At 73.8% G+C, this 22,202-nt stretch carries 24 protein-coding genes and 2 pseudogenes; 15 read left to right on the top strand and 11 right to left on the bottom strand.

Annotation, left to right across the window (positions count from 1 at the left end; genetic code table 11):
* The 4 genes from LWC35_RS23315 to LWC35_RS23300 form a co-directional block, all read right to left on the bottom strand.
* A partial coding sequence (locus LWC35_RS23315; protein ID WP_232872381.1) for a class-II fumarase/aspartase family protein occupies nucleotides 1-1,352 on the bottom strand: 1,352 nt, incomplete at its 3' end.
* Nucleotides 1,337-2,269: an XcbA family protein gene (locus LWC35_RS23310; RefSeq protein ID WP_232872380.1), complete on the bottom strand. Its 933-nt coding sequence runs from the start codon at nucleotides 2,267-2,269 to the stop codon at nucleotides 1,337-1,339. The genes LWC35_RS23310 and LWC35_RS23315, both read right to left, overlap by 16 nt.
* Nucleotides 2,266-3,051 (bottom strand): phosphosulfolactate synthase, encoded by a 786-nt coding sequence (locus tag LWC35_RS23305; RefSeq protein WP_232872379.1) that lies wholly within the window; start codon nucleotides 3,049-3,051, stop codon nucleotides 2,266-2,268. The genes LWC35_RS23310 and LWC35_RS23305 overlap by 4 nt, the downstream gene beginning before the upstream one ends.
* A 74-nt stretch (nucleotides 3,052-3,125) precedes the next feature.
* The gene (locus tag LWC35_RS23300) at nucleotides 3,126-3,470 is read right to left on the bottom strand and encodes a hypothetical protein (RefSeq protein ID WP_232872378.1); all 345 of its coding nucleotides are present in this window, start codon (nucleotides 3,468-3,470) and stop codon (nucleotides 3,126-3,128) included.
* Nucleotides 3,471-3,635: 165 nt separating this feature from the next.
* Between LWC35_RS23300 and LWC35_RS23295 the strand changes: the two genes are divergently transcribed.
* Complete coding sequence (locus LWC35_RS23295) at nucleotides 3,636-4,040, top strand: OsmC family protein (RefSeq protein ID WP_232872377.1); 405 nt, start codon at nucleotides 3,636-3,638, stop codon at nucleotides 4,038-4,040.
* Here LWC35_RS23295 and larC read toward each other — a convergent pair whose 3' ends face one another.
* The 7 genes from larC to LWC35_RS40425 form a co-directional block, all read right to left on the bottom strand.
* Complete coding sequence (gene larC, locus LWC35_RS23290) at nucleotides 4,041-5,198, bottom strand: nickel pincer cofactor biosynthesis protein LarC (protein ID WP_232872376.1); 1,158 nt, start codon at nucleotides 5,196-5,198, stop codon at nucleotides 4,041-4,043.
* Nucleotides 5,195-5,887, bottom strand: coding sequence for a nickel pincer cofactor biosynthesis protein LarB (gene larB, locus LWC35_RS23285; protein ID WP_232872375.1), 693 nt, complete (start codon nucleotides 5,885-5,887; stop codon nucleotides 5,195-5,197). Before larB ends, larC begins: the two co-directional genes overlap by 4 nt.
* Nucleotides 5,884-6,738, bottom strand: a complete 855-nt coding sequence (gene larE, locus LWC35_RS23280; protein WP_232872374.1) for an ATP-dependent sacrificial sulfur transferase LarE — start codon at nucleotides 6,736-6,738, stop codon at nucleotides 5,884-5,886. The genes larB and larE overlap by 4 nt, the downstream gene beginning before the upstream one ends.
* A gap of 274 nt (nucleotides 6,739-7,012) precedes the next feature.
* Nucleotides 7,013-7,900: an LLM class flavin-dependent oxidoreductase gene (locus LWC35_RS23275; RefSeq protein WP_232872373.1), complete on the bottom strand. Its 888-nt coding sequence runs from the start codon at nucleotides 7,898-7,900 to the stop codon at nucleotides 7,013-7,015.
* A 74-nt stretch (nucleotides 7,901-7,974) separates the two neighbouring features.
* Nucleotides 7,975-9,456 (bottom strand): flavin-containing monooxygenase, encoded by a 1,482-nt coding sequence (locus LWC35_RS23270; protein ID WP_232872372.1) that lies wholly within the window; start codon nucleotides 9,454-9,456, stop codon nucleotides 7,975-7,977.
* Nucleotides 9,453-10,475 carry a radical SAM protein gene (locus LWC35_RS23265; RefSeq protein WP_232872371.1) on the bottom strand — a complete coding sequence of 341 codons (1,023 nt, stop codon included), beginning with the start codon at nucleotides 10,473-10,475 and terminating at the stop codon, nucleotides 9,453-9,455. The genes LWC35_RS23270 and LWC35_RS23265 overlap by 4 nt, the downstream gene beginning before the upstream one ends.
* Before the next feature lie 270 nt (nucleotides 10,476-10,745).
* Complete coding sequence (locus tag LWC35_RS40425) at nucleotides 10,746-10,910, bottom strand: SMP-30/gluconolactonase/LRE family protein (RefSeq protein WP_232872370.1); 165 nt, start codon at nucleotides 10,908-10,910, stop codon at nucleotides 10,746-10,748.
* Between the two features lie 221 nt (nucleotides 10,911-11,131).
* Here LWC35_RS40425 and LWC35_RS23255 point away from each other — a divergent pair, with 221 nt between their 5' ends.
* The 14 genes and pseudogenes from LWC35_RS23255 to LWC35_RS23195 all read left to right on the top strand — a co-directional run bounded on the left by LWC35_RS23255 (nucleotide 11,132) and on the right by LWC35_RS23195 (nucleotide 22,176).
* Entirely contained in the window at nucleotides 11,132-11,905 is a 774-nt protein-coding gene (locus LWC35_RS23255; RefSeq protein ID WP_232872369.1) for an N-acyl homoserine lactonase family protein, read from the top strand.
* 17 nt (nucleotides 11,906-11,922) lie between these two features.
* Complete coding sequence (locus tag LWC35_RS23250) at nucleotides 11,923-12,753, top strand: SDR family NAD(P)-dependent oxidoreductase (protein WP_232872368.1); 831 nt, start codon at nucleotides 11,923-11,925, stop codon at nucleotides 12,751-12,753.
* Between the two features lie 80 nt (nucleotides 12,754-12,833).
* A complete protein-coding gene (locus LWC35_RS23245; protein ID WP_232872367.1) occupies nucleotides 12,834-13,229 on the top strand; it encodes a carboxymuconolactone decarboxylase family protein in 396 nt (131 codons plus the stop codon).
* Nucleotides 13,222-14,112, top strand: coding sequence for an NAD(P)-dependent oxidoreductase (locus LWC35_RS23240; protein WP_232872366.1), 891 nt, complete (start codon nucleotides 13,222-13,224; stop codon nucleotides 14,110-14,112). The genes LWC35_RS23245 and LWC35_RS23240 overlap by 8 nt, the downstream gene beginning before the upstream one ends.
* A gap of 13 nt (nucleotides 14,113-14,125) precedes the next feature.
* The gene (locus LWC35_RS23235; protein ID WP_232872365.1) at nucleotides 14,126-15,247 is read left to right on the top strand and encodes an NDMA-dependent alcohol dehydrogenase; all 1,122 of its coding nucleotides are present in this window, start codon (nucleotides 14,126-14,128) and stop codon (nucleotides 15,245-15,247) included.
* Between the two features lie 31 nt (nucleotides 15,248-15,278).
* Nucleotides 15,279-16,376: an ABC transporter substrate-binding protein gene (locus LWC35_RS23230; protein WP_232872364.1), complete on the top strand. Its 1,098-nt coding sequence runs from the start codon at nucleotides 15,279-15,281 to the stop codon at nucleotides 16,374-16,376.
* Nucleotides 16,373-17,905 carry an ATP-binding cassette domain-containing protein gene (locus LWC35_RS23225; RefSeq protein ID WP_232872363.1) on the top strand — a complete coding sequence of 511 codons (1,533 nt, stop codon included), beginning with the start codon at nucleotides 16,373-16,375 and terminating at the stop codon, nucleotides 17,903-17,905. Before LWC35_RS23230 ends, LWC35_RS23225 begins: the two co-directional genes overlap by 4 nt.
* Nucleotides 17,902-18,912, top strand: a complete 1,011-nt coding sequence (locus tag LWC35_RS23220) for an ABC transporter permease (protein ID WP_232872362.1) — start codon at nucleotides 17,902-17,904, stop codon at nucleotides 18,910-18,912. The genes LWC35_RS23225 and LWC35_RS23220 overlap by 4 nt, the downstream gene beginning before the upstream one ends.
* The gene (locus LWC35_RS23215; RefSeq protein ID WP_232872361.1) at nucleotides 18,909-19,895 is read left to right on the top strand and encodes an ABC transporter permease; all 987 of its coding nucleotides are present in this window, start codon (nucleotides 18,909-18,911) and stop codon (nucleotides 19,893-19,895) included. Before LWC35_RS23220 ends, LWC35_RS23215 begins: the two co-directional genes overlap by 4 nt.
* Nucleotides 19,892-20,044: pseudogene (locus LWC35_RS39495) on the top strand (SDR family oxidoreductase); the annotation flags it as partial. The gene LWC35_RS23215 and the pseudogene LWC35_RS39495, both read left to right, overlap by 4 nt.
* 38 nt (nucleotides 20,045-20,082) lie before the next feature.
* A pseudogene (locus LWC35_RS39490) lies at nucleotides 20,083-20,595 on the top strand (NAD(P)-dependent oxidoreductase); the annotation flags it as partial.
* A 9-nt stretch (nucleotides 20,596-20,604) separates the two neighbouring features.
* Nucleotides 20,605-21,039 carry an NAD-binding protein gene (locus tag LWC35_RS39485; protein WP_269804655.1) on the top strand — a complete coding sequence of 145 codons (435 nt, stop codon included), beginning with the start codon at nucleotides 20,605-20,607 and terminating at the stop codon, nucleotides 21,037-21,039.
* Nucleotides 21,039-21,431 (top strand): cupin domain-containing protein, encoded by a 393-nt coding sequence (locus tag LWC35_RS23200; RefSeq protein ID WP_232872359.1) that lies wholly within the window; start codon nucleotides 21,039-21,041, stop codon nucleotides 21,429-21,431. Before LWC35_RS39485 ends, LWC35_RS23200 begins: the two co-directional genes overlap by 1 nt.
* A gap of 28 nt (nucleotides 21,432-21,459) precedes the next feature.
* The gene (locus LWC35_RS23195) at nucleotides 21,460-22,176 is read left to right on the top strand and encodes a GntR family transcriptional regulator (RefSeq protein WP_232872358.1); all 717 of its coding nucleotides are present in this window, start codon (nucleotides 21,460-21,462) and stop codon (nucleotides 22,174-22,176) included.
* The last annotated feature ends 26 nt before the right edge of the window (nucleotides 22,177-22,202 follow it).

The following is a 22,202-nucleotide window of genomic DNA, read 5'->3' as shown; positions in this document are numbered from 1 at the left end:
GTCCTGGCCCGGGCCGCCGCCACGCCGTCGCGCTCGGCGGCCCGGGCCAGGACGGTGTCCACCATGGCCGCGGCGGCGTCGATCGCGCTCCCGGTGGCCCAGGCCCGCACCTCGTCCGCCGTGGCGAGCCCGCGCGCGGCGAGCGACTCGGCGAGGTCCCCGCCCTCGACCCGGAGGATGTCGTGCAGGACGGCCTGTGCCCGGTGCTTCCCGATCCGCTCGGCGAGGCCGGCGAGCACTCGCTCGGCGGTCGACCCACCGGAACGCGCCAGGGTTCGTGCCATGGCGTCCGGATGCACCTCGAGCTCCTCGACGAGGCCGCGGCCGAGGCGGAGCGCGGTCGCGGTCAGCTGACAGACCTCGGGCAGCGCGATCCACTCGGCCTTCCAGGCCCGCCCGTCCCGTTCGTGCGCGGCGACCATGCCCTCCAGCAGGACGCCGGCGGACGAGCGGGCGAGCCGCGCCAGGGTGTCGAGGTGCTCGGCGATCTCCGGGTTGCGCTTGTGCGGCATGGTGATGCTGCTGACCGCGCCCGGCGGGGCGGGTTCGGCCAGCTCGCCGATCTCGGGGCGCGCCAGCTCGTAGACCTCGGTGCCGAGGCGCGCCAGGGTGCCGCAGACCATGGCGAGGCACCCGCCGAACTCCGCGATGCGGTCCCGGGCCGTGAGCCAGGAGATCCCCGGGTCGTGGAGGTCGAGCCGGGCGCAGAACCGCCGGCGCAGCTCGGGGCCGGCGGCGCCGAAGAAGGCGAGGTTGCCGACGGCCCCGGCGAGCTGGCCGACCTCCCAGCGGGCGCGGCCCTCCTCGAACCTGCTCCGGTGGCGCCCGATCTCGTCGGCCCACGAGGCCACCTTGAACCCGAAGGTGATGGGCGAGCCGGGCTGGCCGTGGGTGCGGCCGGCCATCGGCGTCGTCCGGTGTGCCGCGGCGAGATCCAGCAGGGCCCGCTCGAGCGCGCACAGATCCCGCCGGACGATCCCGCCCACGTCGCGCAGGACCGTCCCGAACCACGTGTCGGTGACGTCCTGGACCGTCGCCCCCAGGTAGACGTGCTCGCGGGCGTGCTCCGGGAGGAGCCGCTGCAGGCCGCGGATCAGGCCGAGCGTGGAGTGCGAGGTCGCCCGGGTCTGCTCGGCGACGTGGTCCAGGTCGAGGTCCTCGACCCGGGCGCCCGCCCCGATCGCCTCCGCGGAGGCGACGGGGATGATGCCCAGCTCGGCCTGGGCCCGCGCCAACGCGACCAGCACCTCCAGCCACGACCGGAACATGGCCTCCTCGTCGAACAGTGCGTCCGTCTCCGGGCCACCCCAGAGGTGCCGGTACACCCGGGACGCGCTCAGCCGGCTGCCCACGGTCCGCCCTCCCGCTCGGTCAGCAGGGCCAGGGCCTCGCGCACGTGGGCCAGGGACGAGCCCCACGGCACCGACACCCAGCCGTCGCCCTGGTCGAGGCCCTCCTCCTGCAGGCAGCACTTGGTCAGCGTGGGCCGCTCCGGCCGGCTCCGCCCGACCCTCCGCTTGGGACAGAAGTCGACGGTCGGGGGCTCGTCGCCGTAGAACCAGCGGTGGATCTGCAGGGAGCGGGTGCAGCCGAGCAGCGTCCAGTCGGCCCGGGGCGGATGTTCGTCCAGGTAGGACACGGCTGCGCCCGGCACCTCGCCGCCGGATCCGCGGCAGGGGAGGAGGTAGTGCCCGGTCGGTGCGCGGGCGGCGAGCTCGGCGAGGTCCTCCGAGCGCTCGATGATCCGGACCGGGCGCAGGTCCTCGCTCACGGCCACCACCCGGCGGGCCTGGTCGGCCAGCTTCGCGGGCTCGGGGGGAACGACCTCGTGCACGACCACCGGCAGTGGCTGCGCGTCCAGGATGAAGTTCACGTGCGAGTAGCGCCCCTCGACGACGACCGCCCGGGAGCCGGGGGCGCGGTCCCGCGCGACCGCTGCCAGGGCCGACGGGATGCCGGTGTCGACCTCCGGGGCGCGCACCCACGTGCACTCCGCGGGTCCGGCCAGCATCTCGACGGCCGTCACCTCGGAGAAGAGCGGACCGGGGTCCCGGCGCTCGACGCGGACGAGGGCGGTCGGGCCCGGGACGTGCGGGTCCCGGCGCGCCACCACGAAGCGGGTCCGCCGGTAGGCCTGCCGACCCATCAGGTGGGCGCGGAGCGACGGTTCGTCGAGGGCCACGTCCGGCGGGACCGTCGTCACGGCGACGCCCCGGTACCGGAGCGGGACGAAGTTCGGCCCCGGCCACGGTCGGTCCGCCCCGCTCATGCCGGTCCGGCGCCCGCGGACTGCTGGGTGGGGAGTGCGGCGGTGTCGGAGCGCAGACCGAGCCGCAGGGTCTCGACCGAGAGCACCTCGCCGAGGCCGACGTTGCCGAGGTTGACGTCGGGCCCGAACCGCCGCACGAACCAGGCCTGCTGCGTCGACCGCGGCGCCTCGAACACGACCCGGGCGGGGTCCACGGCGGACACCACCGCTTCGACGACGTCGGGCCGCACGCGGCCCGCGGAGTCGAAGGTGCCGACCGTTCCGCTTTGGCGCCCCTCCGTGACGAGGAGGGCGGCGCCGGCCTCGAGATCGCTCACGCACTCGTGCGGCCAGGTCCGGGCCGCCTGCTGGTCGCCCGGCGCCTTGCTGCCGACCTCGGCGAGCACGGTGAACCGCCGTGCCGCGTGCGCGATCAGCCGGCTCTTGTCCTGAAGGGACATCGGCACGGTGCCGCGGGAGACCTCGACGTGGTCGAAGCCCGCGTCAGCGGCCCAGCCCAGGCACCGCTCGACCCGGTCCTGCGCCCACGCGATCTCGAGCATGGTCCCGCCCAGGCACACCGCGATGCCGTGCCGGCGCAGCAGCGCGATCTTCGCGTCGAGTCCGGCGTCGACGTACGCCGTGCCCCAGCCGACCTTCCAGATGTCGAGGTGGGCCGCGGCCGAGGACAGCAGGTCGGCGACGGCCCGGACTCCCGCGCCGGGGTCGAGGACGTGGGTGAGCCCCGTGGTGCGGGGTTTGGCGGCGCGGTCCGGGAGATCGAGGAAGTCGGCGGGCGGCACGGGGAGCACCTTTTTCTGATAGTCGCAGTTCTTCTACGATCGGAAATATGGGGACGGTGCCCGGCCGACCGGGTTCAGAGCGCGTGGGCGGTGCCGACCGCGCGCAGGTGCGGTCCGCCGGGGCGCACGGAGCCGCGCCCGACGATGTCGACCGCGAGCGCGAACGCCCAGGCCGCGCGCTCCGGATGGACCCAACGGTGCCGGTCGGCGAAGGTCAGCCACTCCTGCGGTCCGACGACGGCGCAGCCGGAGTAGTCCAGCTCGTGCCAGGTCACCGCCGTCTCGATCAGCTCCAGCAGGGCGTCGGGGTCGGTGTCGACCTCCAGGAGGCGGTCGTGCGAGTCACGGAGTGGCGCGGCGGAGCACTCCCCGCGGCAGTGCGCCAGGCGGAGCGGTGGCGAGGGAACGGCGGTCGTCATCGACGGCTCCCAAGGATCAGGGGGTCACTGCGTGCGGTGCACCGACCACGGCCGATCGGTGATGCCGATCACTGTGCCCCACCCCGGTTGCACAGGTGTTGCACGCGTCCCGGGGTGCCCGGACCGGACGACCCGCCGGCGTGTCCGGCGGCGAAGGAGGAGGACATGGGAGTATCGGAGCGGAGCGTCTCGGCGCGCTGGACGGGAGGTCTGCGGGCGGAGGTCGACGCCGGCGGCTTCACCGTCGTGGCTGACGAGCCGGATTCCGCGGGGGGCACCGGGACCGGCCCGCAGCCCACGGAACTGCTGCTCGCCGCCCTGGCGTCCTGCTTCACGCTGGCGATCGCCTACACCGCGCGCAAGCGCGACGTCGATCTGCGCAAGCTGGAGGTCGACGTGACCGGCCGCTACGAGGGGCTCCGGTTCGCCGGCTTCACCGTCCTGGTCCGCGCCGCGGAGCCGCGCGGCGAGGAGCTCGACCGCCTGGTCGAGGGGGCCCGCCGGGTCTGCTACGTCTCGAACACCCTGGCCGGGTCGCCGGACCTGGAGGTGGTCGCCCAGAGCCGGTGATCAGCCCGTCCGCGCCAGCGCGGCGCGCGCGAGGTCGGCGACCTCGCGCAGCGGCAGGCCGAGCGCGGCGGCGGCCGCGGCGACGTCGTCGTGCTCCGGTTTCGCACCCCACGGGCCGTGCTTGACCCTGATCGAGCGCCCCCCGACCTCCACGGTCGAGAAGTGCCGGGGGAGCGCACGGCGGTCGACACGGACCCGCCGGGAACCCAGGCTCCCCGTCTCGCGCAGCAGGACCTCCTCGCAGGTCTCGAGGCGGGCGGCGGCGACGAGCACGTGCACGACGTGCCCCGGCCGCGACTTCTTCATCGTGGCCGGGGTGATCCAGCAGTCCGCGGCGCCGGCCTCGAGGAGCCGCTCCAGGACGTGACCGAGCACCTCGCCGGACACGTCGTCCACGGTGGTCTCGAGCACCGTCATCTCCTCGTGGCCCCCGGCCTCCGGCCCGTGCGCACCCAGCAGTGCCTGCAGCACGTTCGGCCGGCCCGGGACGTCCCGGCTCCCCGCGCCGTACCCGACCCCCTGCACGGTCATCGTCGGCACCGGTCCGAACTCGGCGCCCACGGCGAGGAGCAGCGCGATGCCGGTCGGGGTCACGCTCTCCCCGGGCAGCCCCGTGGAGGTCACGGGCGCCCGGGCCCTGGCGAGGAGCGCGGCGGTCGCCGGGGCGGGCAGCGGCAGCACACCGTGGCTCCCGCCGACGGTCCCCGCGCCCAGGCCCAGCGGGCCCGACCGCACCGTCCGGACGTCGAGCAGGTGCAGTGCGGCGGCCACCCCGACCGTGTCGACCACGGTGTCGACCCCGCCGATCTCGTGCAGGTGCACCTCCTCCGGGCGCACGCCGTGCAGGGCGGCCTCCACCTCCGTGAGGGCGTCGACCGCCGCGACGGCGACGGCCGCGACCGCGTCGGGTCGTGCCCGGGCGACGAGCGCCCGGAGCTCGGCGGCCCGCCGGGCCGGGACGTCGTCGTCGACCCGGACCCCGGCGTGGGTGGCGGCGAGGCCGGCCCGGTGGACCCTCCTGGGCTCGAGCGTCCAGCCCGTGAGCCCGGTGGACGCGACCGCGGCCCGTACCCCCTCGACCGGTGCACCGAGCTCGAGGAGGGCTCCGAGGAACATGTCACCGGAGATCCCGCTGACCGGGTTCACCCAGACGATCACCCTCCGGACCCGCTCCGCCGGGCCGACCGGGCGATGCGGAAGGCGGCGAGCGCCGCCCCGAAGCCGGAGTCGATGTTGACCACGGTGATGCCGGCGGCGCACGACGTGAGCATGGCGAGCAGCGCGGTCACTCCCTCCAGGGCCGCCCCGTAGCCGACCGAGGTCGGCACGGCGACGACGGGGGCCGCGACGAGACCGGCGACGACGCTGGGCAGCGCGCCCTCCATCCCCGCGATGCACACGACGGCGTCGGCCTTCGCGATGCGGTCCTGCTCGGCCAGGAGGCGGTGCAGCCCGGCCACCCCGACGTCGTCGATGCGCTCGACCTCGAGACCGATCGCCCGCGCGACCGCCGCCGCCTCGACGGCGACCGGCCCGTCGGACGTCCCGGCGGCAACCACCGCGAGCCGGAAGGCGAGGGGGGCCGGCTCGCGCCACCGGAGCAGGCGCGCCGCCTCGTCGAACCGCCCGCCGGGAACCAGGCCGAGGACCTGGTCGGCGACGGGCCGGTCGACCCGGGTCACGAGGACCGGTCCGTCCCCGGCGGCCAGCAGGCTGCGCGCCACGCCCGCGACCTGATCCGGCGTCTTCCCGGGCCCGAAGATCACCTCGGGCAGGCCGGAGCGGGCCTCGCGGTCGGTGTCCGGTCGGGCGTAGCCGAGGTCGTCGAAGCCGCGGCCAGGGCTCATCGGACGCCCGCCCGGGGGAGCCCCAGCAGGACGTTCATCCGGCCGCTCCGGAACCCCTGCAGGTCGAGTGCGCAGAACTCGAACCCCGCCGCGCGCACGACGGTGTCGATCTCGGTGCGCCGTCCCGCCGCGGTCTCGAGCTCCTCCTCGGGCAGCTCGACGCGGGCGACGGTCCCGTTCGCGTGCGACCGGACCCGGCACACCGGGAAACCGAGGCCGTGCAGACCGTCCTCGGCCGCCTCGATCCGGCCGAGGACCTCGCGGGTCACCGGCTCCCCGTACGCGACCCGCGAGGACAGGCACGCCGCGGCCGGCTTGGCGGTGGTCTCCAGGCCCAGCGCGGCGCTCACCGCCCGGACCTCGATCTTGCCCATGCCGGCGTCGACGAGCGGGGCGACGGCACCCCGTTCCCCGGCCGCCCGCAGGCCGGGGCGGTGATCGCCGAGGTCGTCGAGGTTGGTCCCCAGCGCGACGGCGGCACCCGAGAGCGCGGCGAGGGGCTCGAGGACGTCGAACAGCGCCGACTTGCAGTGGTAGCACCGGTCGCCGCGGTTGGCGACGTACTCCGGCCGCGTCAGCTCGTCCGTGCACACCTCGACGTGCGCGATGCCGTGCCGCCGGGCGAACTCCGCCGCCGCCCGCCGTTCCGCGCCCGGCAGGCTGGCCGAGACCGCGGTCACCGCGAGTGCCCGCGCGCCGAGGACCTCGTGCGCCACCGCCGCGACCAGCGCCGAGTCCACCCCGCCCGAGAACGCGACGAGCAGCGCCGACTCGGCGGCCAGGCGGGCGCGGAGGTCCTCGAGCGTCCGCTCGGGTGTCCGCGTCGCGCGGTCGTCGCCGCGTCCGTCCATGTCGTCCCCTTCGACCAGGCACACCGCGCCGGGGTGCGTCCCGACGGCCTCGCCGCCGCCGGCATGGTCAGCAACCTATTGCGCGACGGGCGGCGGGGACAGGGCGACCCGTGTTCCGTCGGGACCGTGACACCCGGGCGGTGTCGGCGCCAGACCTCGACGGGTCCCCGCCGACCCCGCGGCGCGGCCCGGATCGATCCGCACGCACCAGGTCAGCGCATCTCGCCCACCCGACGTGGGGGTGGGGCTGCGCAGCAGCGCCCCCTCGGTGTCCTCAGTCCAGCTGTGGCCTGATCTCGGTGTGGAAGCGGCCGAACAGCTCCCGCGCCCGGTCGGCGTCCCCGCGGATGGCCGGCACGATCAGCTCGTCGAGACCGGTCTCACGCCACCGGCCGATCACGTCGACGATCCGGTCCACCGAGCCGGCGACGACGCCGGCGGGGGCGTCCGCGGGGGAGCCGTCGATCTGCAGGATCGCCTGTGTGGAGCGGCGGATCGTGCGGGGGTCGCGGCCGATCCGGGCGCAGTGCTCGTCGAGCACCGCGGACTTGTGCGCGAAGACCTCCGGGGTGGACCAGCAGTTCCACTCGTCGGCCCACCGCGCCACGATGCCGAGCATCCGCTGCTCGCCGGAGGCCCCGAGCATCAGCGGGATCCGTTGCCCCGTGGTGACGGCCGGGGCGTCCGTGATCGTGTAGTGCGCGCCCTTCACCGTGGTGCGCGGGGAGTGGAGCAGGCCGTCGAGCACGGCCAGGCCCTCCTCGAGCCGGTCGATCCGCTCGCGGACCGGGCCCAGCTCGATGCCGTAGGCGGCGTGCTCGTTGAGCTGCCAGCCCGCGCCCATCCCGAGGACCAGCCGGCCGCCGCTGAGGTCGTCGATCGTGGCGGCGGTGTTGGCGAGGACGGCCGGGTGGCGGTAGGTCATGCCCGCGACGAGGCTGCCCAGCCGGACCCGCGGGACCGCGGTGGCCAGCCCGGCGAGCACGGCGAAGCACTCGCGCAGCGGCACGTCGGACACCTCGGTGGAGCCGGTGTTGGCCATGAAGTGGTCGGCGACCCAGATGCCGTCGTAGCCCGCGGCCTCCACGTCCTTCGCCACGGCCACGATGTCCTCGGTCGACCACGTGGTTCCCAGCCAGGCTCCGACGGCCAGCTCCGACATGTGCGCTCCTCTTCCCCGGGGTTCGACGAGATCATGCCCGGGCGCGGAGGGGCGGGTACCGCACCTGGCCGGGGTCAGCGGTACGGAGCCGGGTCGAAGGTGCCGTTGAGGTCGCGGAAGGACTGCGCGGAGCCGGGCCAGAGCAGGGTGAGCCTGCCGCTGCGAGGGTCGACGTACCAACTGCGGCAGCCGCCGCGGAGCCAGACGGTGCGGGCGGAGCGGGCGTCGATGTCGCGGGTGTAGGCGCGCTCGGCGGCCGGGGTGACCTCCAGCTCCGCGCCGGGGTGGGCGGCGAGGTGGTCCAGGGCGCCGCGGACGTAGTCGATCTGGGTCTCGATCATGTGGATGGCCGAGTTGTGGCCGAGGCTGGCGTTCGGCCCGTCGAGCACGAACAGGTTGGGGAAGCCGGAGACGACGGTGGAGGCGTAGGACGTCATGCCGCGGGACCAGTGGTCGGCGAGCCGTATCCCGTCCCGGCCGGTCACCCGGCCCGCGAACGGCGCCTCGGCGGCGAGGAACCCCGTGGCGAGGACGAGGGCGTCGAGCTCGTGGCGGTCCCCGTTGCGGGCCACCGCCGTGCGGCCCTCGAGCCGCTCCAGCGCCGCCGACACCAGCGTGACGTCCGGCCTGGTCACGGTGGGGTAGAAGTCGTCGGACAGCAGCACGCGCTTGCAGCCGATCTCGTAGTCCGGGGTCAGCCGGGCGCGCAGCGCCGCGTCCGGGACCTGGGCGGCGAGGTGGCCGAGCGCGAGGTCGCGCAGCTCGTCGATCGCGGGGCGGGCGCCGAACCGCTGGGCGACGTTGCGGTCCGCGGCGGTGAACAGCTCCGCGCGCAGCCGGCGGGCGGAGGCGGGATCCCGGGCGAACGCCTCCCGCTCGGCGGGGGTGTACTCGCGGTCCCGCCGCGGCACGATCCAGGGTGCGCTGCGCTGGAACAGCACGAGGTGCCCGGCCCGCTCGGCCAGGTGCGGCGCGATCTGGACCGCCGACGCGCCGGACCCGCACACGCCGATCCGCAGCCCGTCGAGCTGCGCCGAGGGGTCCCACTGCGCGGAGTGGAACACCGGGCCGGGGAAGTCCGCGAGGCCGGGGAAGTCCGGGATGCGCGGCTCGGACAGCCGACCGGCCGCCATCACCAGCACCCGTGCGCGCACGGTGCCCGCGGTGGTCTCGACGGTCCACCGGCCGTCCCAGCGCGCGGTGAGCATCTCCGCGCCGAACCGCAGGTGGGGCCGCAGGCCCTCGTCCCGGACGACGTCGCGCAGGTACTGCTGGATCTCCGCGCCGCCCGCGTAGATGCGCGACCAGTCGTGCTTGGGCGCGAACGAGAGCGAGTAGAGGTGGGAGGGGACGTCACACGCGACGCCCGGGTAGACGTTGTCCCGCCAGGTCCCGCCGACCTCGCGGGCCCGCTCCAGCACGACGAAGCTCTCCCGGCCGCGCCGGGCGAGCTGCACGGCCATGCCCAGGCCTGCGAAGCCCGCGCCGACGATCGCGACGTCGACGTCGACGGCGCCGCCGTCCAGGGCGTCGACGTGCACCGGGCCGACGTTCACGGCGTGCCGTAGGACGTCGTGCGCTGGCGGATCCCGCGGCCGGGCGGGGCGATCGCCGCGACCTCCGCCACGGTGAGCTGCAGGCCGGCCTCGGCGCCCGCGGACGGGTCCAGCGTCCCGTCGAGCAGCAGGCCGCCCGCGTCGTCCGCGCCGGCGGCGAGCACCGCGCGGGACAGGTCCCGGCCCAGCTTCGGCCAGGCCGCCTGGACGTGGTCGATCCGGCCGTGCAGCAGCAGCCGCGCCACGGCGTGCAGGGCGAGGGTCTCGCGCCGGTCGGCGTGGCGGACGGCGAGCCCCGGCGGGACCTGCGCGGGCTGCACGGGCATCGGGATGAACTCGGTGAACCCGCCGGTCCGGTCCTGGATCGCGGCGAGGGTGCGCAGGTGTGCCACCTGCTGCGCCGGCGTCTCGACGTGCCCGTAGACCATGGTCGCGGTCGAGCGCAGCCCCACGGCGTGGGCGGTCTCGATCAGCTCGACCCACCGGGCGACGGGGAGGTCGGGGCCGAGCCGGGCGCGCACCTCGTCGTCGAGGATCTTGGCGGCGGTACCCGGCACGGAGTCGAGCCCGGCCTCCTTCGCGGCCAGCAGGAACTCCCGCGGGGACACGCCCAGGCGCGCGGCGCCGTCCGCCACCTCGGCCGGGCGGAAGGCGTGCAGGTGCACCGGCGCCTGCTGCTTCACCAGCCGGACGACGTCCAGGTGGTCGGCTCCTTCCGGCACCGGCCCCTGCATGCAGATCTCGGTGGCCCCGAGCTTCCAGGCCTCCGCGACCAGGTCGCGGGCGAGCTCCGGGTCCCGCGCGGCCAGCGCCGGGTCCAGGTTCCGGTTGACGACGTAGGTCACCGCGGACCCGGCGGCCGCCTCCCGCACCGCGTCCGCCAGGGCCGTCAGCGCGGCGAGATCCGGGCCGTCGGCCCCGAGGAGGGCCACGTACTCGGCGTCGGTGAGGCCCGCGGGGTTCACCTCCGCCCGGCGCAGTGCCGACGCCAGGGCGGGGCTCAGGGCATGCGTCGCCAACTCCTACCTCCCGACCGGCGGCGCCCGCCGGCGCTCGCCGCCGTGCCGGCGGGTGACCTCCGCGGAGGGCCGCCGATGCCACCCTAACCCGGCCGGGGAGATCGGGGCTGCGCCCGGACGCCACTCGGCTCGCCGACGCGGGACGGTCGTCCGGGAGACGCGCCGCAGGACCGCTCACTCCGGCGGCGTAGCCGACCTCGCAGCGGGCCTCGGGCCGGGTCGGCGAGGCCCGGGCGCCGAACGGTCCGGGCGCCCGGTGGTCCGGGGGCGTCAGGGCGACTGGGCGCCGGTGACGTTCAGGTAGATCGCGTAGAGCGACGAGGTCGCGGTGATGTAGAGGCGGTTGCGCTTGGGCCCGCCGAACGCGAGGTTCGCGGTGGCCTCGGGCACCCGGATCTTGCCGATGAGCTCGCCGCCCGGGGTGAAGCACTGCACGCCCCACCGGGGGAACCGGGGGAGACGGGCCGGACCGTGCTGCCCGGCAGGGTCACTGCGGCTCCCAACGTCACACTGTCTGATTGTCAGACGAACCGTAGGTGATCGTCGTCCGCTCGTCAATCCTCACGAGACCCTTGACATCGGGCTCGCCACCGGCTTGGGTCCGGCATTGTCGGATTGCCAGACGATCCGACATCGCAGCGAGGTGAAGGTCGGCAATGGACAACCAGGTGTACGCGGTGCGTTACGGAACGCGCAGCACGAGGAAGTCGAAGGTCTATCTGAACCACTGGCTCTACGGCGAGGCCGACGAGCCGGTGGACATGGACTACTACTTCTGGGTCGTCCGCCGTGGCGACCGCTGCGTGCTCGTCGACACCGGCTTCTCCCGCTCGGGCGGCGACAAGCGGGCGCGCACGACGCTCACCGAGCCCGCCGACCTGTTGGGCCGCCTCGACCTCGCGCCCGGCTCGGTGGACACCGTCGTCGTCAGCCACGCGCACTACGACCACATCGGGAACCTCTCGGTGTTCCCGGAGGCCCAGATCGTGATCGCCGAGGAGGAGTACGCCTTCTGGACCTCGCCGATGGCGACGCGGCTGCAGTTCGCCACCTCCGTCGAGGCCGACGAGCTCCGGTACCTGGAGAAGCTGCGCGGCGACGACCGGCTGACGATGGTCCGCGGCGACGGCGAGGTCGCCCCGGGCGTCTCGTTCGTCCAGGTCGGCGGGCACACCCCGGGCCAGCTCGTCGTGAACGTCGAGACGGACGCCGGCACGGTCGTGCTGGCCTCGGACGCGGTGCACTACTACGAGGAGGTGGAGCGGGACCGCCCGTTCCACTCGGTGACGGACCTCGCCGCGATGTACCGGGCCTTCGACAGGGTCGCCGAGCTCGCGCAGGCGCCCCGCACCTCGGTCGTCGCGGGCCACGACCCGCTGGTGCGCGAGCGTTTCGCCGCCGTCGCCCCGGACATCGTCCAGATCCCCTGACCTCCCGGAGTTCCCCTGTGACATCCGTCCACCAGGACCAGGTCGCCGTCGTCACCGGCGGGGCCCACGGCATCGGGCGCGCGAGCTGCGAGCTGCTGGCCGCCGCGGGCGCGCACGTGGTGGTCGTCGACGTCGACGGTGAGGCCGCCGAGAAGCTGGCGGCCGGCCTGCCGACCGAGTCCGTCGCCGTGGTGGGCGACGTGGCCGACGAGGCCACCGTCGACGCCTACATGTCCGCGGCGATCGCCCGCTTCGGTCGGGTCGACCTGCACCATCTCAACGCCGGGATCGGCAGCTCGCTCGCGCCCTTCCCGGACCTCGACGTCGCCGACTTCGACCGGACGATGGCGGTGAACGTCCGGGGCATGTTCCTCGGTCTGCGCGCCGCGTTCCGCGACTACCGCCGGCGCGAGGCCACCGGCGCGGTCGTGCTGACCGCCTCGATCGCGAGCCTGCGCGGCAGCGCCGACCTGATCGCGTACCAGACCTCGAAGCACGCGGTGCTCGGCCTGCTGCACGGGGCCGCCGTCTACGGCGGCCCGCTGGGCATCCGGGTCAACGCCGTCGCGCCCGGGATCGTCCCCACCGAGCTCTTCGCCGCGAACGCCGACAAGCCGGGCGGCCGCGACGACATGCGGCAACGCGCGTCGACGAGCCCGCTGCGCCGGGCCGGCACGCCCGAGGAGATCGCCTCGGTCGCCGCCTTCCTGCTCGGCCCCGGGGCCGGGTACGTGACCGGCAGCTGCGTGAGTGCCGACGGCGGGTCGGCGGTGCTGTCCTCGGTCCGTCCCTCGGGCGGTGCCGGCGCCTGGGACCACGAGGCCGTCGACCGGCAGATGTACGGCTGACCCCGAGCCGGACCCCTTCCCGAACCGCGACACCGCACCGCGACACCGCACCGCGACACCGAACCGACAGGAGCACGTCCATGTCCGTCACCGAGTCCACCGACGACCTCTACGAACGGGGTCTCGGGATTCGGCGCGAGGTCCTCGGGTCGGCCCACGTCGACCGGTCCCTCGGCAACGTCACCGAGTTCGGCCGGCCGATCCAGGAGCTCGTCACCCGGTACTGCTGGGGGGAGATCTGGGACCGCCCCGGCGTCGAGCGCAAGACCCGCAGCCTGCTGAACCTCGCGATCCTCACGGCGCTCAACCGCATGCACGAGCTGGGCGTGCACGTCCGCGGTGCGATCAACAACGGCTGCACGCCGGAGGAGATCCAGGAGGTTCTCCTGCAGACCGCGATCTACTGCGGCGTTCCCGCCGCCCTGGAGTCCTTCCGCGTGGCCGAGCGCGTGCTGAAGGAGATGGCCGATGAGTGAACGGCCCCGGGTCGCGTTCGTCGGGCTCGGCCGGATGGGCCTGCCCATGGCGGGCAACCTGCTGGCCGCCGGCTACCCGGTGACCGGCAGCGACCTGAGCGAGGCGGCCCGTTCCGCGCTGGCCGAGGCGGGCGGTACCGCCGAGGCGGACCCGCTGCGCGCGGTCGACGGCGCCGACGTCGTGGTCCTCATGCTCCCCGACTCCCGGGTGGTCGACGCGCTGCTGTTCGACACCGGCGTCCTCGGGGCCCTGCCGAGCGGGACGCTGGTCGTGGACATGAGCTCGTCGGAGCCCGAGGCCACCCGCCGCATCGCCGAGCTGGCGGCCGAAGGCGGCGTGGCCTACGTCGACGCGCCGGTCTCCGGGGGCGTGTCGGGGGCGCGGGCCGGTTCGCTGACGATCGTCGCGGGAGGCACGGACGCCGACGTCGAGCGGGCCCGCCCGTTGCTGGAGGTCCTGGGCTCGCGGGTGCTGCACGTCGGCCCCGCCGGCGCCGGGGACGCGGTGAAGGCGCTGAACAACCTGCTCTCGGCCACGCACCTGCTCGTCACGAGCGAGGCCATGCTCGTCGCCCGGAGGTTCGGACTCGACGTCGGCCAGGTGCTCGACGCGGTCAACACCAGCAGCGGCCGCAGCGGCTCGACCGAGAAGAAGTGGCCGGACTTCATCGTCCCGGAGACCTACGACTCCGGGTTCGGGCTGCGGCTGATGGTGAAGGACATGGGGATCGCGGTCGCGCTGGCCGAGTCGACCGGCGTGCCGACCCCGCTCTCGCACGATGCGCTCGCGCTCTGGAGGCGCGCGGCCGACGACCTTCCCGAGGACGCCGACCACACCGAGATCGCCCGCTGGCTCAGCGGGCAGAACAGTACCGACGAGTGAGGACGAGGACGTCATGAAGACACGCGGTGCGATCATCCGGAAGGCGCCGGGCACCTACGAGACCGTCGACCTCGAGCTCGACGCCCCGCGCCAGGGCGAGATCCGGGTGCGGATGGTGGCCACGGGCATGTGCCACTCCGACGACCACTTCGCCACCGGCGACATGGTCCCGGCCGTGTACCCCTGGCTCGGCGGCCACGAGGGCGGCGGCGTCGTCGAGGCCGTCGGCCCGCACACCCCCGGCTGGGAGGTCGGCGACCACATCGTGACCTCCTTCCTGCCCTCGTGCGGGCAGTGCCGCTGGTGTGCGGCGGGCATGCAGAACCTCTGCGACCTCGGCGCGACCCTGCTGATGGGCGGGCGCTTCGACGACCTCGGCAGCTACCGCGTGCACCTGGACGACGGCTCGCCCGTCGGCCAGATGTGCGGGCTGGGCACCTTCGCCGAGCGCACCGTGATCAGCACCCAGTCCGCGGTGAAGGTGCCGAAGGACGTGCCCCTGGAGAAGATCTGCCTGCTCGGCTGCGCGGTGGGCACCGGCTGGGGCTCCTCGGTCAACGCCGGCCAGGTCGCCGCGGGCGACGTCGTGATGGTGATGGGCGTCGGAGGTGTCGGCATCAACGCGGTGCAGGGCGCCCGCCACGCGGGGGCGGACCACGTGATCGCCGTCGACCCGGTGGAGTTCAAGCGCGAGAAGGCCCTCGAGCTCGGCGCCACCCGCGCCTTCGCCGACGTCGACGAGGCCATCGAGTACGGCCGCAGCCTCACCGACGGGCAGGGTTGCGACGTCGCGGTCGTCACCGTGGGCCGCACGACCGGCGAGCACATCGGCAGGGGCTTCGCCGCGATCCGCAAGGCCGGGACCCTGGTCTGCACCGGCATCGGCGACATGACCGAGGTCGGCATCCCGGCGCCGATCACCGAGCTGGTGACCTACCAGAAGCGGATCCAGGGCACCCACTTCGGCTCGTGCAGCCCGATGGGCGACATCCCGCGCCAGATCCAGATGTACCGGGACGGCCGGCTGAAGCTCGACGAGCTGATCACCAAGGAGTACTCGCTCGACCAGGTCGCCTCGGCCTACGAGGACATGCACAACGGCACGATCATCCGCGGCGTCGTCCGCTTCGACTAGGTCCGATCCACCCCACCAAGGAGGTTGGGCTGTGAACGTCAGATCTGCCCGGCGGCGCCCCGCGCTGCTGGCGGCGGGCCTCGCCGCACTGACCTGCCTGGCCGCCGCGTGCGGCGCCGGGCCGTCGACGGAGCCCGGCGCAGCGCCGAGCATCGGGCTGTCGACCTACTACACCGGCAACAACTGGCGCAAGGAGATGGTCTCCAGCTTCCAGAGCGGGGCGACCGGTGCGCAGAAGGCCGGGATCATCGGGAAGTACTCGGTCGCGGACTCCAACGGATCCGTGCCGCAGCAGGCCGCGCAGATCCAGTCGATGATCATCCAGGGCTACAAGGCGATCCTGGTCGAGGCGGCCTCCCCGACCGCGCTCAACGGCTCGATCCAGAAGGCCTGCGACGCCGGGATCACCGTGGTGGCGTTCGACTCGCTGGTCACCGCGGACTGCGCCTACAAGGTCGCCACGGACTACGTGAAGTACGGCGAGCTGGAGACCGAGTACGTCGCACAGCGCCTGGGCGGCAAGGGGAACATCCTCATGGTCCGGGGCATCCCGGGCAACTCCGTGGACAACGACGTCTACGCCGGCGTCCAGAACGTGCTGAAGAAGTACCCGGACATGAAGCTGGTGAGCGAGGTCTACGGCCAGTTCACCGAGTCCGTCGCCCAGCAGCAGGTCGCCGGGGTGCTCCCGTCCCTGCCGAAGATCGACGCCGTGCTCACCGAGGGCAACGACGGCGGCGGCGCGATGCAGGCCTTCCGGCAGGGAGGTGTGCACCCGCTGCCGCTGGTCGTCATGGGCAACACCGGACAGGACCTGCAGATCTGGCAGAAGGTCGCCCAGCAGGTCCCGGACTACACCACGATGTCGGTCTCCTCGTACCCGTCGATGTCGACCGTGGCGATGTGGGTCGCGGTCAACGTGTTGGCGGGCACGCCGGTGCCGAAGCTGGTGTACGCGCCCGTGCTCACCATCCCCGAGCAGAACCGGGACGCGTGGGCGAGCCACCTCGGCTACGGCGAGGTCGCGAACAAGGTGCTCTCGCGCGAGGACTCGCAGCGCTTCATCGACGCGTCGGCCTCGGGCAACCCGCTGCACGTCGACTCCCCGTTGCCGGAGGCGGCGCAATGACCACCGGAGGCGGAAACATGCGCGAGACCCTGCTCTCGGTCGAGGGCGTGACCAAGCGGTTCGGGTCGACCCTCGCGGTCGACGACGCCGCGTTCCGGCTGGCCAGGGGCGAGCTGATCGGCATCGCCGGGCACAACGGCGCCGGCAAGAGCACCGTGCTCAACGTCGTCACCGGCCGCTTGGCCGGGGACGCCGGCACGGTCACGCTCGACGGCACCACCCGGGACGCCACGGCTCCCGTCGCGTCGGCGGACGCGCTGGGCATCCGGATCGTCTTCCAGGAGCTGTCGCTCTGCCCGGCGCTGCGCGTCGACGAGACCGCGGCCGTGTTCGACCGTTCCGTACGCGGTACCTCGTGGCGCACGGCCGCCTGGAACCACCTGCAGACGGTGCTGGACGAGATGTTCCCCGGGCACGGTATCCGCCGACAGCAGCAGATCCGGGACCTCTCGATCGCCCGCCGCCAGATGATCGAGTGCGCGGCGGCGATGCTCCCGGGGGAGGTGCCGGCGAAGCTGGTGATCCTCGACGAGCCGACGTCGTCACTGGACGCCAGCTCCACGGAGAGCTTCTACGCCTACCTGCACCGGCGCGCGGCGGAGGGCCTCTCGGCGATCGTCACCACGCACCGGCTGCACGAGATGATCGACAACCTCTCGCGGCTCTACATCATGCGGGACGGGCGGATCGTCTCCGAGGAGGTCGCGGCCACGTCGACCAAGGAGTCGCTGGTCGCGGCGATGGGCGTCGGCGGGCACGAGGCCGCGCGCGAGCGCACGGTGTCCGACGTGGAGCGGCCCCCGGTCCCGGACGGCGCCCCCGTGCGAGTGCGCATCGGTGACCGCGCCACCGGTGCCGAGGTCGAACTCCGCGCCGGGGAGATCATCGGCCTCGGCGGGCTCGAGGGCCACGGCCAGGTGGCCGTGCTGGAGGCGCTCGCCAAGGCCGCCCGCTCCCGCCTGCCGGGACCGAAACGGACCCTGCGCCAGGACGTGACCGTCGACGGCACCGTGGCCTACGTCAGCGGCGACCGTGGCGACCGCGGCATCTTCCGCTACTGGGACGTCGGCCAGAACGTCACGATCGCGAACCTCAAGCGGCTCAGCACCGCCGGGTTCGTGTCGCGGGGAGCCGAGCGCAGGCTGGTCGACGGCTGGTGGCCCAGGCTGGGCATCAAGGGCGGCCCGGAGGACCCGATCGTCAGCCTCTCCGGCGGCACACAGCAGAAGGCGCTGATGGCCCGGGCCATGGCCGAGGACCCGGACCTGCTGCTGCTCGAGGACCCGACCCGCGGCGTCGACCAGTCCACCAAGGAGGACGTCTACGCCCTGCTGCGGCGGCAGGCCGCGGAGGGCCAGTGCGTGGTCTGGTACTCCACCGAGAACGAGGAGCTCCGGCACTGCGATCGGGTGCTCGTGTTCCGCAGCCACGAGATCGTCGCCGTCCTGGCGGGCTCCGAGGCCACCGAGGACGCCATCCTCTCCTCCTCCTTCGCCGGAGTCTCCTCGTCCGTGGCAGGTGCGTCATGACCCAGAGCGTCCAGACCCGGCCCGGGATCCGGGCCCCCGAACCCCGGCCCGCCCGCCGCCTCACCGGCGGCTCGCTCGGCTCCTGGTTCCTGCCCGTCGTCGCCGCGGTGATCATGTTCGTGGTGATCTTCGCGGTGGCCCCGGCGGCGTCGAGCTACCTCGGCCTGTCGCTGCTGCTGTCCAGCCTCCTGCCGCTGGTGCTCGCGTGCCTGGCGCAGATGTTCGTGATCGCCGCCGGCGACGTGGACCTGGGCATCGGCTCCTTCGTCGGACTGGTCAACGTGACCGTCGCAACGATCCTGCCCACCCACACGCTGACCGGCATCCTGCTGCTGGTCGGGCTGGTGGTGGCGTACGCGCTGATGGGGATGCTCATCGCGGTGCGGCGGCTGCCGTCCATCATCGTGACGCTGGGCATGTCGTTCGTGTGGCTCGGCCTGGCCATCCTGATCCTGCCGACGCCGGGCGGCACCGTGCCGGAGGGCATCGTGTCCTTCGTGGACTGGTCGCCCCCGTTGGTCCCCGGGACGATCGTCGCGATCGTCGTGGTGACGGTGGTCGTCGCGCTGTTCCTCAACCGCACCCGTTACGGCGCAGTGCTGCGCGGCTCCGGGAGCAACCCCGAGGGCATCCGCCGGGCCGGCTGGTCCGTGGTGCGCACCAAGATGGCGCTCTACGGCATCGCCGGACTGCTCGGCGTGCTCTCCGGGATCGTGCTCTCCGGGCAGGCCGCCTCGGGCGACCCGAACATCGCCACCAGCTACGTGCTGCTGTCCATCGCCGGCGTGATCGTCGGCGGCGGCAGCTTCCGCGGCGGTGACGTCTCGCCGGTCGGCACCGTGGCCGGTGCACTCGTCATCGGCCTGATCGCCACCCTTCTGCAGTTCCTGGACGTCCCCTCCAGCTACCAGGTCGGCACCCAGGGCCTCGTGCTCGTCCTGATCCTCGTCCTGCGGGCAGGCGTGACCTGGTGGCGCCGCCGTATCGAGACCGGAGGCCTGGCATGACCGCCACCCTCGCCGCGCCGTCGCGCGAGCCCGTGCTCACGAAGATCACCCGCTCGCCGGCGCTGCCGGCCTTCGTCGGAGCGCTCGTCATCTGGCTGGCCACCTGGCTGGTCTCCGGCAACGGGCTGTGGGGCACGCTGGCCATCGGCGCCAGCGTGGCCACCTACCTGGTCATGGTCGGCATCGGCCAGCTCTTCGTGATCACCTCGGGCAACGGCGGCATCGACCTCTCGGTGCCCTTCGTCATGACGATCAGCGCCTACCTGGGCAGCCAGGTCATGAACGGCGACGACGGCAACCTCGTGCTCGGCCTGATCGTCGCGATCGCGGTCGGCATCGGGGCGGGGCTGGTCAACGCGCTGCTCGTCGAGGTCGTCGGGATGCCGCCGCTCGTCGGCACGCTGGCCGTCGGCTTCACCATCCAGACCGCCGTCCTGGTGTTCTCCAGCAACAGCACCGGCGTGCCGAGCCCGGGCCTGTCGAGCTTCGTCGACGGCAACTGGGGCCCGTTCCCGATCTTCGCGATCTTCGGCGTCCTGCTGACGATCGTGTTCGCGGTGCTGCTCAAGCGCACCAGCTACGGGCGGCGCACCGAGGCCGTGGGGCAGAGCGCCACGGCGGCGCGGCTCGCCGGGATCGACCCGCGGCTCGTCCGGGCCGGGGCGTTCGTGCTCTCCGCGGCGCTGGCCGGGCTGGCCGGCATCCTGCTGGCGGCGCACGCCGGCGGCCCGTCGCTGGAGCTCGGCACGCCGTTCCAGCTGGAGTCGATCGCCGTCGTCGTGCTCGGCGGCTCGCTCATCGCGGGCGGCCGCGGCGTGGTGCCGGGGGTGTGGGCGGGCGCCATGCTGCTCACCCTCCTGGTCACCCTCGTCAACGTCGCGCACGTCAGCTCCGCGGTCCAGAACATCGTCGAGGGCCTCCTGATCGTGGTGGTGCTCGCCGTGGCCCGCAACCCCGCGTTCGGCAGGTCCTGGACCCGGTGATCGAGTTCCTCGGCGGGCAGCAGGCGGTGGACGCGGACGTCGCGACCAGCGACCCGCTGCGCCGGCAGGGGAGCCCGGCGGAGATCGCCGCCGCCGTGGTGTTCCTGGCGTCGGCGGTCTCCTCGTCCATGACCGGCCGGGCGACGGTCGTCAACGGCGGCGCGGGCCGAGCCATCAGCTCGTCCGCTCGTCATACAATGCGGGCCACCCCCCGCGGAAGGAGGCCGACGACGTGCCCAACCGTCGGATCGGATTCATCGGTGTCGGGAACATGGGCGGCCGCATGTCCCGCTGCCTGGTCGCGGCCGGCCGCCGGGTCCTCGCGTACGACAGGGACCCGGAGGTCGCCAGGGCCTCGGGCGGTGACGTGGCGGAGTCCGTGGCCGCCGTGACCCGCGACAGTGACGTGGTCCTGCTCAGCCTGCCGGACAGCACGGTCGTCGAGGCCGTCGTCCTCGGCGAGGACGGGGTCCTGGACTCGTGCCGGGAGGGGCAGGTCGTCGTCGACCTGAGCACGGCCGCGCCCGGGTCGACGCGGCGGATCCACGGCCTGCTGGCCGAGCGGGGCGTCCGGTACGTCGACGCCGGGATCTCCGGCGGCGCCGCGGCGGCCGAGAAGGGCGCGCTGACGATCATGGCGGGCGCCGACCCGGGTGTGCTCGCCGAGCTCGAGGACGTCTTCGAGCCCATCGCGTCCACGGTCCACGACATGGGCGGACCCGGTACGGGCCACACCGCCAAGCTGCTCAACAACTTCCTCAACGCGGTCGCGCTCGCGTCCACCGCGGAGGTCATGGTCGCGGGGAAGAAGGCCGGGCTGGACCTCGACGTGCTGCTGGAGGTCCTCAACACCTCCAGCGGCGTCAACTTCGCCACCCTCAACCGCTTCCCGAAGATCGTGCACGGGGACTACCTCGAGGGCGGCCTGACCAGCGCCCTGATGACCAAGGACGTCACGCTCTACGTCGATCTCGTGCAGCAGCTCGGGGTGGCCTCGCTCAACGCGGCCGGTCCGCTCGCGAGCTTCGGGCTGGCCAACAACACCGGCTACGCCCAGGAGATCAGCAACCGGGTCGTCGACGCGATCGGCGACGTCTCGGGCGGCGTGCGCGTCGCCGAGCCGTGGCCCGCGAAGGAGAACTGATGTATGTCGCACGACGCCGGCTCGAGGGTTCCGCCTCGACGGCCAGGACCGACACCTTCACCGGCGCCGTCTGGGCCGACCCGGTCGTCCCGACCACGGACGGCACCACGATCAACGACGTGTTCTTCTCCCCGCGGGCGCGCACGTTCTGGCACCATCACGAGCACGGCCAGCTGCTGATCGTGCTGTCCGGCAGTGGGTTCGTGTGTCCCGACGGCGCCGAACCGGCTCGGATCGAGCCGGGGGACGTCGTCTGGGTGCCGCCGGGGGAGCGACACTGGCACGGCGCGGCGCTGGACAGCTATCTCCTCCATCGCGCGGTCTCCCTCGGCGCCACCGCGTGGGCCGAGGCCGTCGTCGACGCGGACTACGCGGCCGTCGTCGGCGGCTGACCGTCACGTTCTGCGGGGGAGGACAGGGATGAGCAGAGCCGTGCAGGCCGCGGAGCAGTCGTCCGCATGGAAGAACGCGCAGGTGGGGCGGGTCGCAGCACCGCTGCGCGACCAGGTGCTCGGCATCGTGCGCCAGGCGATCATGGACTTCGAGCTCAAGCCGGGCCAGCGCCTGGTGGAGCGGGAGCTGATCGAGCACCTCGGCGTGTCGCGGTCGACCGTGCGCGAGGTGCTGGGCCAGCTCTCGGCCGAGGGGCTGGTCACGATCGTCCCGCAGAAGGGCGCGGTCGTCACCGTGCCCACCGCGGAGGACGCGGCCGACCTCTACGAGATCCGGGCCAGCCTCGAGGCCCTGGCCGTGCGCCGGTTCGTCGAGCGGGCCACGGAGGCCCAGCGGGCGGCCCTGCGCGCCGCCTTCGACGAGTACGCCCGCGCGTCCGAGGACGGCGCCCTCCCGGCCCTGGTGGCCAAGGACGAGCTCTACCGGGTGCTGCTCGACGGGGCCGACAGCGCACCGATCCAGCAGCTGCTGGCCAGCGCCCAGGGCCGGGTGCGGGCGATGCGCGCGACGTCGCTGTCCGAGCCGGGTCGCGCGAGACAGGCCGTGGAGGAGCTGCGCCTGGTCGTCGAGGCGATCGAGGCGGGCAAGGCGGCGCAGGCCGCGAAGCTCTGCGCCGCCCACGTCCGCGCCGCGGCCCGCTCCGGTCTCCGCCGCCTCGCCGAGATCGAGTCCGACCTCACCTGAACGACCCCACGACCCACGGGAGAACC

It is taken from the genome of Pseudonocardia kujensis, from assembly GCF_021283305.1.
In the GTDB taxonomy this organism is placed as follows: domain Bacteria; phylum Actinomycetota; class Actinomycetes; order Mycobacteriales; family Pseudonocardiaceae; genus Pseudonocardia; species Pseudonocardia kujensis.
The sequence above is the reverse complement of the archived record's forward strand: the minus strand, read 5'-3'. Positions and strand labels throughout refer to the sequence as shown.

Coding starts and splice junctions, on each gene's coding strand:
- LWC35_RS23310 (WP_232872380.1), bottom strand. CDS start 2,269: ATGAGCGGGGCGGACCGACCGTGGCCGGGGCCGAACTTCGTCCCGCTC.
- LWC35_RS23300 (WP_232872378.1), bottom strand. CDS start 3,470: ATGACGACCGCCGTTCCCTCGCCACCGCTCCGCCTGGCGCACTGCCGC.
- LWC35_RS23295 (WP_232872377.1), top strand. CDS start 3,636: ATGGGAGTATCGGAGCGGAGCGTCTCGGCGCGCTGGACGGGAGGTCTG.
- larB (WP_232872375.1), bottom strand. CDS start 5,887: ATGAGCCCTGGCCGCGGCTTCGACGACCTCGGCTACGCCCGACCGGAC.
- larE (WP_232872374.1), bottom strand. CDS start 6,738: ATGGACGGACGCGGCGACGACCGCGCGACGCGGACACCCGAGCGGACG.
- LWC35_RS23275 (WP_232872373.1), bottom strand. CDS start 7,900: ATGTCGGAGCTGGCCGTCGGAGCCTGGCTGGGAACCACGTGGTCGACC.
- LWC35_RS23255 (WP_232872369.1), top strand. CDS start 11,132: ATGGACAACCAGGTGTACGCGGTGCGTTACGGAACGCGCAGCACGAGG.
- LWC35_RS23245 (WP_232872367.1), top strand. CDS start 12,834: ATGTCCGTCACCGAGTCCACCGACGACCTCTACGAACGGGGTCTCGGG.
- LWC35_RS23240 (WP_232872366.1), top strand. CDS start 13,222: ATGAGTGAACGGCCCCGGGTCGCGTTCGTCGGGCTCGGCCGGATGGGC.
- LWC35_RS23235 (WP_232872365.1), top strand. CDS start 14,126: ATGAAGACACGCGGTGCGATCATCCGGAAGGCGCCGGGCACCTACGAG.
- LWC35_RS23225 (WP_232872363.1), top strand. CDS start 16,373: ATGACCACCGGAGGCGGAAACATGCGCGAGACCCTGCTCTCGGTCGAG.
- LWC35_RS23220 (WP_232872362.1), top strand. CDS start 17,902: ATGACCCAGAGCGTCCAGACCCGGCCCGGGATCCGGGCCCCCGAACCC.
- LWC35_RS23215 (WP_232872361.1), top strand. CDS start 18,909: ATGACCGCCACCCTCGCCGCGCCGTCGCGCGAGCCCGTGCTCACGAAG.
- LWC35_RS39485 (WP_269804655.1), top strand. CDS start 20,605: ATGGGCGGACCCGGTACGGGCCACACCGCCAAGCTGCTCAACAACTTC.
- LWC35_RS23200 (WP_232872359.1), top strand. CDS start 21,039: ATGTATGTCGCACGACGCCGGCTCGAGGGTTCCGCCTCGACGGCCAGG.
- LWC35_RS23195 (WP_232872358.1), top strand. CDS start 21,460: ATGAGCAGAGCCGTGCAGGCCGCGGAGCAGTCGTCCGCATGGAAGAAC.